Raw genomic sequence first — 12,861 nt, 5'->3', positions numbered from 1 at the left:
GGAGGAAAGTATATCAACCGATATTTCTTACATCTCGGGCATACTCATTGATTGAAACAAATGAGGTTTATTTCGTAGATTCGTTATAGAACCATTGAGACTTGGAGGGTCATAGCAGTGAATAAGTGAGCAAGATACATAAATTACGTGAACTATTTATTGAGTAATACTTTCAAAATATAAACTACTCATCGGCTGAAAGCATCAACCTCAATCGACTCCCTCCTCCCCATACCTGGCATTGCCATGCTTCACAACGCTGACTAATTTGATTTAAATGTGCTGTTTTTAACGTACCTAAAGGCACACCATTACTAAGTTGAATCTGATTTTTACCCGCACTAACATTCGCGTGAAGACCAGCCGAAACCAGAATTAAATTTTTATATTCCACATGATAATAACCAACGAGCAAAGGAAACTGCCCATCCAAATGAGTACGTCTTAGTAACTGGTTAACTTGTTTAAGTAACGTTGACATCTGCGGTAAACGCTGTTGTTGATGTGCCAAATGCTCTTGAAGAATCCCGTTAAATAACACGCGTAATAATAGTGCGGCTAAAATTCCGTTATCCCCGGCGCGGGTGACATCCAGACAATAAAATGCCAGGTCCTTATCTGATAATGCAGCGATATCAAGGACTAATCCCGGTTTCTCGACCATCGTTAACTGCCGGTAATTTACCCGACAGTGTGCAATGGTTTGCTGTGCCGGTGGTTGCAATTGCTTAAGTAACTGCGCTGCATCATGAGGATTCTTACGTAATGCATCCCAATCCTGGATAAGTTCTGTCTCTTCAATTGCATGAGAGGTAAACAGTATGGGATAAAGGCATGCCAGCACCGCTTCACGTAACCGATTTAAATCCACGATCGGTTTCAACAGTACGTCTTTCACGCCCATACGCATGACTTTAGCAATGTCAGTCATCTTATCAGTAGCCGATATAACTAAAATAGGGATCTTTACTCCTTGCATGAGTAAACGCTCAACAAACTCGATCCCTCCCATCTTAGGCATAGCGAGATCGCAGAGTATCAGGTCAGGTGATTGGACCTTAATCTGCTCTAACGCCTCCAGGCCATTTTCTGCCTGCTGGACTGCCGCACCGAGTGCCCTTAGAAACTCAGTGATTACAGTACGGAAGACCGTTTCGTCCTCGACGACTAAAATATTTTTACCTGCTAATGGTTTTTCCATGTACTGCTTCTCTTGCTAACCTTAAACGTAATAGTGGCCCAAAATGGCTGTTTGTGCTTGTCTGAAATTGTTACGTACTGCTTTACTCACACACATTTGTTACTCATCAGCCCCTTACCAAAGGACGTAACTGCTCTATATTTTTCTCCACAGCCAATTGTCCAGCGGCAATGGCTTCATCCGCCCGATGGAAATCCAGCATTGATATTTGTGGGCAGTAGGGCTGGATCAACACATCGGGAGGATCTCCTGCCATACGGTTACGTTTTAATCTGTTCTCCAATACCTGTATTGAGGTAGACATTATCTCCATGGCGCTGGGAACGGCCATCGTTGGATTACCTGACATATTGGTTATTCGTGCTTTTAAGCGCAAATGCCAACTTGCTGGCATCTCCGGGGGTTTACCTTCAGGAGATGATTGTGAGGAAAACAGATCTTGCCGAATCAGATGTGCATCATGTTGCAAATCAACGGCAATCACAATGTCAGCGCCCATTGCTCTTGCCAAAGAAATAGGAACAGGATTGACTACTGCACCATCAACCAACCAATAGCTACCGAAGCGGACAGGAGAAAGCAATCCAGGCATGCTGCATGAAGCCCTAATTGCCTGTTTAATATCCCCCTCAGTAAGCCATAACTCACGGCCCGTCGTTAAGTTGGTTACAACAGACCCAAAGGGCAATTTACATTCAGTAATGTCCTGCACTTCAATTATTTGGTTTACAGCATTAAAAACCCGCTCACCCCGCAGTAATCCGCCACGACGCCAGGAGAAATCCATCAATCGAATAACATCCCAATATTTAAACGAACGAACCCAGCGTTCCATCACATTCAGGTGATCACTGGCATACGCTGCACCAACCAAGGCACCAACCGAACAACCGGCAACAACATCAACTTTGACGCCCATTCTTCCTAGCGCGTTAATGACCCCGATATGTGCCCATCCCTTCGCGGCACCCGCGCCAAGTGCCAGTCCAATCTTAATTTTTCTCATTTTTATTTCGTCCATTTTCGATCAATTTGGCACTTTACCGCTCAACTAAATAAATCAGACTCTGATTTTGTTATCGACACTGCCGCTTGGCTCTTAACGCTAGCACGCAACAACTTAGCGCTCACTCAGAGGAAAAATCCATATTTACTCGCCAGTGCTATAACCCTACTGATTGAACTATAGTTAACATTTATCCTTCTGGTAAATTGATACAAATAGTTTACATTTCATTACTAAGATATAGGCTGTAAGTGGAAGGATATACTGTGAATATTGAAATATGCCAAACCGATCTATTTAATCCAGATCTTATTGCATTAATTGCTCAATTAGATGCGTATCAAGAAGCACTCTATCCGGCTGAAAGTAATCATACAGAGTCGATTGAGAGTATGGCTCAGAAAAAAACATTCGTTTATATTGCAACACGACAAGGTCGCGCTGTGGGATGCGCCATTCTTTTCCAACCCGAAAGTACATATCCTGAGATTAAGCGCGTTTTTGTCATCCCTGACTGCCGAGGTAATGGCATTGCGTCAATGCTAGTTACAGCACTGCTCGAAAAATCTATCTCTTTGAATTTAAAATATGTTTATTTGGAGACAGGGATTCATCAACCTGAAGCGGTAAAACTGTACCAGCGATTAGGCTTTGAATTTACGTCTGAATTTGGTTGTTATCAATACGACCCACTTAGTTTCTATATGGTAAAAACAGTGGCTAGTTGTCACTAAGTAAAAGATAAAACAGAGAGGTAGCACTCAGTTCATTCAGTAACCGTTGCTATTTTTGACTTTATTGCTTTGACACTCGACATAACACAGCAAAATAGCCACTATAGTAGTGGCTATTCAGAGTAAATATTCGGAGTTAAGACAAATTAAAATATTTAATATTATCTAGTAATATAAGATTCAATAAATAGATAATCGCGTTACATGCTGTCATTTCACCGTTAGCTCTCGTGGGCTATAGTGTTATTAACTATAACTCGACCTTTCTCAGAATATTATGAATTCTTACGGATTATTTAGGAAATAATTAACCGTTAATAGTACCAAATGAGACACTCATTTTTTCGAACATAGCGATAACTTTATTGATCAGTTTCATGGGTTGCTCCTGTAAATATCATTATTTTTATGTGATACACATCACAGTTATTAAGTTACTCCATAATGAAACGCCGGTCAACTATTTTTGTGAGCAACATCACAAAACTTAAGTTCACCCCATATCCCGCGCAAAATTATCAACTTTGAACCTCATCCCGTGATTAGGTAAGATAAGGCCCTATTTGCCCCTATTTGATTGCCCGCCTTCTTCTGTTGCTGACCATTCATTCGCAGATAAGATGGCATTATTGGTTTTTCGGAGAAATTTTGTCAGAACAGTGCCCATGTGGCAGCAGCTTTGAATATCAACGATGCTGTGCGCCTTATATCCTTAACACGCAAGTTGCGGCCAAACCTGTAATACTGATGCGCTCACGCTATAGCGCCTATGTAAAAAAGGATGCGGACTATCTGATTAAAACCTGGCATCCAGACTGCAAGGCACAAGAATGGCGAGATGGAATAATTCAAAGCTTCACCAATACTGTATGGCACGGATTAACAGTTATTGCAGAAACTACTGGCAGTCATGATGACGAAGCCTTTGTTGAGTTCATTGCCCGCTTTACTGATCCAAATAATATGCAGATAAGCACAATGCATGAACGTTCCCGCTTCCTTCGAATAAAAGAACACTGGTACTATATCGACGGAGTCCGGCCGTCGGTGGGTAGAAATGATATCTGTCCTTGCGGTTCAGGGAAAAAATATAAGAAATGCTGCGGGCATTAACAGTAAAATCGTTTCATTACGGACCGTAGCATCAAACATTTACATAACATCAAGTACTGTTAAGACAGGATTTACCACCTTATGCCACACCAGAATGTACAAAAGAAAGTGTTACGCACTATATGCCCTGACGCTAAAGGCTTAATCGCAAAAATTACCAATATTTGTTACAAGCACCAGTTGAATATCGTGCAGAATAATGAATTTGTTGATCATCTGACTGGCCGCTTTTTCATGCGTACAGAGCTTGAAGGTATTTTTAACGATACTACCCTGCTGGCAGACTTAGATGATGCTTTACCCGAAGGCACCAACCGCGAATTACATACCGCAGGGCGTCGCCGTATTGTCATTATGGTCACCAAAGAAGCACATTGCCTCGGCGACTTATTAATGAAGAGTGCCTATGGTGGTCTGGATGTTGAAATTGCGGCGGTGATTGGCAATCATGATGCACTACAGAATTTAGTGGAGCGCTTTGATATCCCTTTCCATCTCATCAGCCACGAAGGTTTGACTCGTGATCAACATGACCAACGTCTGATTGAGCAAATTGAACAATACCAACCAGACTACGTGGTTCTGGCCAAATATATGCGGGTGCTAACACCAGCCTTTGTTCAACGCTTCCCTTACCAGATTATTAATATCCACCACTCATTCTTGCCTGCATTTATCGGTGCTCGCCCTTATCACCAGGCTTATGAGCGGGGGGTGAAAATTATTGGTGCCACGGCTCACTATGTAAACGATAGCCTGGATGAAGGCCCAATCATCATGCAAGATGTTATTCACGTCGATCATTCGTACACGGCTGAAGATATGATGCGAGCCGGGCGAGATGTGGAAAAAAACGTTCTGAGTCGTGCTCTGTATCGTGTTTTAGCACAACGTGTTTTTGTTTACGGTAACCGCACCGTTATCCTGTAAGCGCGCAATAAACAGATGTTTTTTGCCCAGATAAACATCTTCAAGAACAAAAAAGCACCGAACAACTTATTTTTTTCATTTCAAGTCTTTACAGGGGCGCTTCATTTGATATGATGCGCCCCGCTTACCAAGACAGTATTGATAAGCAGTTAGGCCAGTGGTGGGGTTCCCGAGCGGCCAAAGGGAGCAGACTGTAAATCTGCCGTCATCGACTTCGAAGGTTCGAATCCTTCCCCCACCACCATTTTTACCTTGAACTTTAAACTTATCCGCAAATTAATAAATCGAGATGAGCATTTAAGGGGAAGGTAAGAACCTTCGACAAGGTAGCATCACAGATACGGCCAAGTATCTTAGTAATAAAAACCACAAATTCAGTGGTGGGGTTCCCGAGCGGCCAAAGGGAGCAGACTGTAAATCTGCCGTCATCGACTTCGAAGGTTCGAATCCTTCCCCCACCACCATCTCCTAGAGTTATTCCAACCCAATAAAAACAATAAAAATCAAAGATATTACCATCAGGGAAGGTAAGAACCTTCGACAAGGTTCGCGCCGAGCGTAGCGAGACAACGACGCGCAGCGGCGGCCCGAAGGGTGAGGAACGCAGTGACGAATAATCCTTCCCCCACCACCATCTCCTAGAGTTATTCTAATCCAATAAAAACAATAAAAATCAAAGATATTGCCATCAGGGAAGGTCGCCGAGGGTAGCGATACAACCGGCTAATAGTCTAGATAGTTTTATACCATCGTATGAATGTACTCAATAAGTCTATTTAATACACTTGAATGTGAGCGTGATTTATAAAAATATAACTTATTCTCACTTTCAAAACTGGCTAAATTTATAAAATCCAGTTTAGAATCACCATTAAAATCATCCATTATTGAATCTGTAATACATATATAGCGACCAGAGTAAATAAAGTTTAGGCAGCAGGCCAGGTTATCCACCTGCCTAACACTAACTTTATCATGTTGTTTTTTAACTGATTCTTCAAGATTCCTAACAAAGTCACTTCTATATAGTGTCGGGTTGCACAACCAAACATTCTTGTGGAGAATATTTATAATATCTTGACTTTCATTTATTATATCTTTGCGTCCATAGATACCGAAACCACTGTCTGGCACTTCGTTTAACAACGTAAATCTTTCGCTAGAGATTTTTTCTGATGACAGGATAAGTGAATTTCCATCATAGTCTCCAATTTCATCAATATTTTCATAGTAAAATTTAATTATATTAGCTTGAATGTTATTCTTTTCTGCCTCCCGATAGAGTTTTGTCAAGTTCTCACTTTTACCCCAATCGTAGTAAATATTGATGACATTCGATACGTGCCCAGTAAGGTGTTTTTTTGTGATTTCTTTTTCTTGCTGATATAAATCTTTTAGATCATTATATAAAATCTCACCATCCCTTGTTAAACTCATACCAAATTTCTCTCTTTTAAAAAGTTTTTTCCCTATTATATTTTCAAAGTCTTTGATCGACTTTGCTACCGGAGGTGTAGTCCTGTTCATCACCCTTGCGGCCTTACTCAGCGAGCCATTTTCGACTACGGCCATAAAAGCCTCTAGCTTTCGAGATAGAAACATAATTCACTAATCCTTTGCGTAAAAATTTATCAGAAAAAATGACAGGCATGTCAACATGCACAAGGCTAGCTGTAGATAACATTCAACATTAAATAAGTTTATTATATAAATTGCATTTAAAATAATTGAAAGGTAAATTATAAAAATTTATTACCGCGTAGAAATTAATACTTTGATGTCGTTTTTTACGAAAAAACTGTAAGACTCTGTCTATTAGCACCTCAACATTACACATATTTCTAACAGACAACCATTCGTAGTTCTATGATATTTAATAACTATTTTTTATCCACCCCGTTACAAAATCAGTTAACATACGTAGCTGGAATCGGATAGCTCTGGTAGTTAAAATGAATAACTCCATTGCAAAGAATAAAAAAACGATATTTTCACCCTTTAACTTTCAAGGTGGTTACACCGCTAATAACCCTGCACTACATTCACAAAAAAATATATAATTTGAACTTACAATTGATATTTACAAATACAAAACCACCGTTCACGTTTTATTTTAATAGTGGTCACTTCCAGATAATTAATTTAAAGCATAAATAGATATCTGAATGGCGACTTAAATTTTAATAGCTATAAATGGCAAATAGAATTACCAACTAAATTCATTGGTATTATTTTATTTCACTTTCGTTATCAATCGGTATTATCCAATTTCTTTATTCTTTACCTGTGCGTTACATTTTTATTCAGTATCTGCTAATATCTGAAATCATTTTTATCGAATAAACGGTGCTAACCATGAAGTTTGTCTCTTTTAATATCAATGGCCTACGTGCTCGACCACATCAACTAGCGGCGATAATCGAGCAACATCAACCAGAGGTTATCGGCCTTCAGGAAACGAAAGTACATGATGATATGTTTCCCCTTGAGGATGTCAGTCAGCATGGTTACCACGTTTTTTATCATGGGCAAAAAGGTCATTATGGTGTGGCGCTGTTAACCAAAAATGAACCATTGGCTGTTCGTCGTGGCTTCCCTACTGATGAAGAAGATGCTCAACGTCGTATTATAATGGCTGATATTGCAACGCCAAATGGTCCTCTCACTGTTATTAATGGCTATTTCCCCCAAGGAGAAAGCCGTGATCACCCCATAAAATTCCCAGCAAAAGAGCGTTTTTATGCTGACTTACAACAATATCTGGAACAACAACTTTCAGCAGATGCTCAGGTACTGATTATGGGGGATTTAAATATTAGTCCAACTGACCTGGATATTGGTATTGGCGAAGAGAGCCGTAAACGTTGGCTGCGCACAGGTAAGTGTTCATTTCTGCCTGAAGAGCGTGCCTGGCTGGAACGTTTACAAAACTGGGGGCTGGTTGATACATTCCGTGCAGCTAATCCTGAGTGTAACAATCAATTTTCGTGGTTTGATTATCGCTCCCGTGGTTTTGATGAGAATAGAGGCCTGCGTATAGATTTATTGTTGGCAAGTCAGCCACTGGCTACCCGCTGCGTTGCGACAGGAATTGATTATGCAATTCGCGGCATGGAAAAACCCTCAGACCACGCGCCAGTATGGTCTGAATTCGCGCTCTGATGACATAAGTGGAGGCCCTATCAAAATGGGCCTACCACTTACCAATACGCGACCAAAGCTGGGTAAACAAAAAATGATTGATGTTGTCGCCGCCATTATTGAACAAAATGGTAAGATTCTGCTGGCTCAGCGGGACTCATACCGTGATCAGGCCGGTTTGTGGGAGTTTCCTGGAGGGAAAGTTGAGGCGGGAGAGAACCAACCTCAAGCTCTGATACGTGAACTGGCCGAAGAGTTAAATATTGAGGCATCAGTGACCCGATATATCGCCACCAACCAATGGGATTCAGATAAACAGACCATCAGATTGCATGCCTGGCTCGTTGAGAGTTTCAGCGGCAAGCTAGCATTGCATTGTCACTCCGCAGTGGTCTGGTTGGCACCAGAGGAGGCTTACCGTTACCCTCTGGCACCCGCCGATGTTCCGCTTTTAGATGCGTTTATTGCCCAGAAACGTTAGCCTGTTACCTGGTCAACCGCTTCCAAATCAATGGATTGGTACCGATCACACTGCTATCACGCACACACTGCAACACTTCACCTTCAACTCGCAATACAGCACCTTCAGAATAATTCTGATTTTGATAGACACAACAGCGAGTGCACGGATTATTATTCGTGTTGCGATTTGATGAGTTATTCCATATTTCAGGTGGCAAAGGAACAACAACATCGACATTGTTACGATTGGCCATCGCCGCAGCAGAAATAAGCGAGGCAAAACCAATACAACCTAGCAATAACAATATTCTCATGACTTATTATCCTTGGTTTTGGACGGTGCTTTTTTACGTTTCTTTATCGCCCCAGACGGTGCTGCTGGCAACCCGCGAAAAACCTGAGGTGAACGATTTTGTTTTGCCTGACTGATTAAATCTTGCAATGTTGCCACCAGTGGCTGCATGAAATCCTGATAACGACAATTTTTCTCACTGATTTGTGTCAGTGTCGATTCCCAATGGGCCGTCATATCGGGCCGTGCAGCAATATCAGGCAGCGCGTGAATCAATGCTCTTCCCGCAGGGCTTGCATGAATATAACGCCCTTTTTTGAATAAAAAAGTACGTTTGAAAAGTAGCTCAATAATCCCAGCTCGTGTTGCCTCAGTCCCCAACCCATCTGTTGCACGTAACACTTTTTTCAGCTCTTTATCCTGCACAAACCGCGCGATTCCGGTCATCGCTGATAATAAACTGGCATCGGTAAATGGTCGTGGCGGCTGAGTTTGCCGTTCAACAACCTCACCCCGCTCACACAATAATTCAGCACCTTTCTCCACCACCGGCAACGGCGAGCCTTCATTTTCTTCATCGCGCTCTTTGCTACCAAGCAAGGTACGCCACCCCGCCTCCGCCAGAAAACGGGCCTTAGCGACAAACTTGCCGCCAGCAATATCGAGCTCAATGACACATTTACGAAATTGTGCATCTGGACAAAATTGCATCAGATACTGCTGTGCTACCAATCGGTAAACTTTGCCTTCATCAGTGGTTAGATTCACCTTACTGGCCCGTGCTGTTGGGATAATGGCGTGGTGGGCATCGACTTTTTTGTCATCCCAGCAGCGATTACGCCGATCACTGTCCATTACCTCCAACGGCAATAAGTCAGCCTGATGAATGCTGATGGCATTCAATACCGAATGACGCCCAGCGAAATGCTCTTCTGGTAGGTATCGGCAATCTGAACGCGGATACGTAATCAATTTGTGCGTTTCATATAAACGCTGACAAATATCCAGAACTTGCTGAGCGCTCAAACCGAAGCGTTTAGCAGCTTCAATCTGCAATGTCGAAAGGGAAAAGGGTAACGGTGCGGTTTCTGATTCCCGTTTATCATTATAGGAAGTTACAAATGCAGGCTGACCCGTGATGCGATTAACCACATGTTCAGCCAGTGGCCGATGCAACAAGCGCCCTTCTTCATCCTGATATGACTCGCAAGAATCACTCGGCTGCCATAGGGCAATAAAACGCTCATCCGCAGGCGTGACAATATGGGCTTTAACTTCGAAAAAGTCTTTGGGAATAAAATCTTCAATTTCTTCGTCACGGCGGACAACCAAGCCTAATACCGGCGTTTGTACCCGCCCTACTGACAAAACACCATCATAACCTGCATTACGCCCAAGAATAGTATAGGCACGGGTCATATTGATGCCATATAGCCAATCGGCTCTGGCGCGGGCCAATGCCGAAACACATAACGGGATAAACTCGCGGTTATAACGCAAACGCTCCACCGCACGCTCCACTGCCTGCGGGTTGAGATCGTTAATCAGGCAACGGCGGACATTTTGCCGCTTCTCTGCCACCAAATCGAGGTAATCCAATACTTCATCAACCAACAGTTGCCCTTCGCGGTCCGGGTCACCGGCATGCACCACTTCGTCGGCCTGTTGCAAAAGTTGTTTGATAACATTCAATTGCTTACTGACCGAGGGCCGAGGCTGTAGTTGCCATTTTTCAGGAATAATAGGTAAATCAGCTAACGACCAACGTGCATAGCGGCTGTCATAAGCATCAGGTTGGGCCTGTTCCAGCAAGTGACCCACACACCAAGTCACCATTTGATCACTGCCACAGGCAATAAATCCATCGCCTCGACGATGCGGCTTTGGCAAAATATCGGCAATCGCCCGCGCCAAACTGGGTTTTTCAGCAATAAAAAGTCGCATCATTCACCGCAAAAATGCATCAAAGAAAAGGTCATTCTGTAATCTCAATCAACGCCCGGCGGTTATCCACAGAGCTCAACTCGCCAATAGAACTGAGCGTCATACCGTGCTGAGCCGCAATAGCCTGCACCTGAGCCTCCGCTTCAGGCAATACGGCTAACAACAAACCACCGGAAGTCTGTGGGTCACACAATAACGTTTTCTGTAACTCGGTCATCTCGCCGATCAGATGGCCATAACTGTCAAAATTACGCCCAGTTCCCCCCGGCACACAACCCGCAGCAATATACTCTTCAACCGCAGGTAATCGCGGTATAGCCGAGAAATGTAATTTGGCCTGAACACCAGACCCTTGACAAATCTCGCTTAAATGCCCTAACAGGCCGAACCCGGTAACATCGGTCATGGCAGTGACACCGGCAATACTGGCAAAGTCCGCCCCTGATTTATTCAACTGACACATGGTTTCTGTTGCTACCCCTTGATGTTCAGGTCGCAACTTACTTTTCTTTTCTGCCGTCGTCAGAATACCAATACCCAGCGGTTTGGTCAGAAATAGCTTACAACCAGCCTGTGCGGCACTGTTTTTCTTAACCTGCTCAGTGCTGACGATTCCGGTGACCGCCAGACCGAAAATCGGCTCAGGCGCATCAATGGAATGCCCCCCTGCCAGAGAAATACCGGCCTGCTGGCAAACATAGCGCCCGCCCTCGATAACCTGTTGGGCAACTTCAAGTGCCAGTTTATCTATCGGCCAGCCCAGGATGGCAATCGCCATAATGGGTTTACCCCCCATCGCATAGATATCACTGATAGCATTGGTGGCTGCAATTCGGCCAAAATCAAAGGGATCGTCAACGATCGGCATAAAAAAGTCGGTAGTGCTGATGATGCCAACACCGCCGCCAATATCATAAACTGCTGCATCATCACGCGTTTCATTCCCCACCAACAGCCGGGGGTCAAGAAGCTTCTGCTGATCGGTATGCAATATCTTATCCAAAACTTTGGGCGAAATTTTGCAACCGCACCCCGCTCCGTGGCTGTATTGGGTAAGACGTATCGCTGGCGGTGTCATAACACTCTCCCGTGTGATGGTCAGTAATAAGCAGTTTATTGAGGAATTATGCTCGTAGGCCTAGTATCCAGACTGCCTATGGTAGCGCCTATGGCGTGGCTTGGTAAGTAGAGGCCGCTGTCGGGCAGATAGGTTGGTCACAAAGCAGACGAAAACACAGCTTAGTTCCTATAAAAGTGCATAAGCTGTGATGTTCAAGACGGCCCCAAGCGATTTGCTGCTTCGCTGGCGCCTTGAAACCTATTGATTATAGACCATATAACTATCAGAAATAGCTCACAAAAGTGGTGTAATCCAGTGGGGTCACTTTCGTCGCTGATTTCAGTTGTGGTGTGCCGAGATAAAGGAAGCCGACTATTTCATCTTGTTCACGGCAGGCAAACCCCTGACGAACCACGTGATGATGGGTCCAGGAGCCGGTACGCCAGATACCATTAAAGCCTTGAGCCAGTGCGGCCATTTGCATCGCTTGTACCGCACAACCGGCGGAAACCACTTGTTCCCAATTGGGCACTTTGGGGTTTTCAGTGACATGAGCAATAACGGTAATAATCAGCGGCGCACGAAACGGCGCTTGTTTTGCTTTTTCCAATACGGCGTCATCAGCACCATCATGTTGCACTGCTTGTTGTAACAATTGACTAAAACGTTCTAGCCCCTCATTTTCAATCAAAATAAAGCGCCATGGCTGCAATGTGCCATGGTCAGGTGCCCGCATGCCCGCATGGATAATATGATCCAATGCCTCACCCGTTGGGGCTGGGGTGGTCAAACGGGACGCCGAACGGCGGTTAAGTAACAGTTCTAACGCATCCATCATTCTCTCCTGATAACGATTTTCATTTTCAGCACGGTAGCATAAGTTGTCGTTTTGTTGCCAGTGTTGACCTTTCGGCTAGGCTTAACAGTGATTTAAAGCTGACATTTGTTCGTCAGGTCATTAGGATAACCGTACTTGCC

The 12,861-nt window shown here is 43.7% G+C and carries 12 protein-coding genes, 2 tRNA genes and 1 other RNA gene; 8 read left to right on the top strand and 7 right to left on the bottom strand.

Features of this window, described 5'->3' with window-relative positions; all coding sequences use genetic code 11:
• Positions 1-184: 184 nt before the first annotated feature.
• Both rssB and rssA read right to left on the bottom strand, forming a co-directional pair.
• Entirely contained in the window at positions 185-1,201 is a 1,017-nt protein-coding gene (rssB, locus tag Q2T72_RS10670; protein WP_083158953.1) for a two-component system response regulator RssB, read from the bottom strand.
• 106 nt (positions 1,202-1,307) lie between these two features.
• The gene (gene rssA / locus Q2T72_RS10665) at positions 1,308-2,207 is read right to left on the bottom strand and encodes a patatin-like phospholipase RssA (protein WP_083158954.1); all 900 of its coding nucleotides are present in this window, start codon (positions 2,205-2,207) and stop codon (positions 1,308-1,310) included.
• A 266-nt stretch (positions 2,208-2,473) separates the two neighbouring features.
• Between rssA and Q2T72_RS10660 the strand changes: the two genes are divergently transcribed.
• The 6 genes from Q2T72_RS10660 (at position 2,474) to Q2T72_RS10635 (ending at position 5,618) form a co-directional block, all read left to right on the top strand.
• Positions 2,474-2,941, top strand: coding sequence for a GNAT family N-acetyltransferase (locus tag Q2T72_RS10660; protein ID WP_083158955.1), 468 nt, complete (start codon positions 2,474-2,476; stop codon positions 2,939-2,941).
• A 648-nt stretch (positions 2,942-3,589) separates the two neighbouring features.
• Positions 3,590-4,054 (top strand): YchJ family protein, encoded by a 465-nt coding sequence (locus Q2T72_RS10655; RefSeq protein WP_083158956.1) that lies wholly within the window; start codon positions 3,590-3,592, stop codon positions 4,052-4,054.
• Positions 4,055-4,135: 81 nt separating this feature from the next.
• On the top strand, positions 4,136-4,984 hold the full coding sequence (gene purU, locus Q2T72_RS10650) for a formyltetrahydrofolate deformylase (RefSeq protein ID WP_025378136.1): 849 nt from the start codon (positions 4,136-4,138) through the stop codon (positions 4,982-4,984).
• A 159-nt stretch (positions 4,985-5,143) separates the two neighbouring features.
• A tRNA-Tyr gene (locus Q2T72_RS10645) sits at positions 5,144-5,228 on the top strand.
• 135 nt (positions 5,229-5,363) lie between these two features.
• A tRNA-Tyr gene (locus Q2T72_RS10640) sits at positions 5,364-5,448 on the top strand.
• Between the two features lie 43 nt (positions 5,449-5,491).
• Positions 5,492-5,618: non-coding RNA, RtT sRNA (locus Q2T72_RS10635), on the top strand.
• A gap of 107 nt (positions 5,619-5,725) precedes the next feature.
• Here the strand turns inward: Q2T72_RS10635 and Q2T72_RS10630 are convergent.
• On the bottom strand, positions 5,726-6,586 hold the full coding sequence (locus Q2T72_RS10630; RefSeq protein ID WP_372569139.1) for a LysR family transcriptional regulator: 861 nt from the start codon (positions 6,584-6,586) through the stop codon (positions 5,726-5,728).
• A 753-nt stretch (positions 6,587-7,339) separates the two neighbouring features.
• On the opposite strand from Q2T72_RS10630, the gene xthA reads away from it, so the two are divergent.
• Positions 7,340-8,146, top strand: a complete 807-nt coding sequence (gene xthA / locus Q2T72_RS10625) for an exodeoxyribonuclease III (RefSeq protein ID WP_083158959.1) — start codon at positions 7,340-7,342, stop codon at positions 8,144-8,146.
• A gap of 73 nt (positions 8,147-8,219) precedes the next feature.
• Entirely contained in the window at positions 8,220-8,606 is a 387-nt protein-coding gene (locus Q2T72_RS10620; protein WP_372569881.1) for a pyrimidine (deoxy)nucleoside triphosphate diphosphatase, read from the top strand.
• A gap of 4 nt (positions 8,607-8,610) precedes the next feature.
• On the opposite strand, the gene Q2T72_RS10615 is transcribed toward Q2T72_RS10620, so the two are convergent.
• The 4 genes from Q2T72_RS10615 to Q2T72_RS10600 form a co-directional block, all read right to left on the bottom strand.
• Positions 8,611-8,901 carry a DUF1496 domain-containing protein gene (locus Q2T72_RS10615; RefSeq protein ID WP_083158960.1) on the bottom strand — a complete coding sequence of 97 codons (291 nt, stop codon included), beginning with the start codon at positions 8,899-8,901 and terminating at the stop codon, positions 8,611-8,613.
• Positions 8,898-10,823 carry a DNA topoisomerase III gene (locus Q2T72_RS10610; RefSeq protein WP_193784666.1) on the bottom strand — a complete coding sequence of 642 codons (1,926 nt, stop codon included), beginning with the start codon at positions 10,821-10,823 and terminating at the stop codon, positions 8,898-8,900. The genes Q2T72_RS10615 and Q2T72_RS10610 overlap by 4 nt, the downstream gene beginning before the upstream one ends.
• A gap of 31 nt (positions 10,824-10,854) precedes the next feature.
• Entirely contained in the window at positions 10,855-11,901 is a 1,047-nt protein-coding gene (gene selD / locus Q2T72_RS10605) for a selenide, water dikinase SelD (RefSeq protein ID WP_372569138.1), read from the bottom strand.
• A 265-nt stretch (positions 11,902-12,166) separates the two neighbouring features.
• On the bottom strand, positions 12,167-12,718 hold the full coding sequence (locus tag Q2T72_RS10600; RefSeq protein ID WP_083158963.1) for an NAD(P)H nitroreductase: 552 nt from the start codon (positions 12,716-12,718) through the stop codon (positions 12,167-12,169).
• Between the last annotated feature and the right edge of the window lie 143 nt (positions 12,719-12,861).

Origin of the sequence: Yersinia sp. 2466 StPb PI (assembly GCF_041538325.1) — a bacterium.
GTDB lineage: Bacteria > Pseudomonadota > Gammaproteobacteria > Enterobacterales > Enterobacteriaceae > Yersinia > Yersinia enterocolitica_E.
This window is presented reverse-complemented; position numbering and strand designations above follow the sequence as displayed.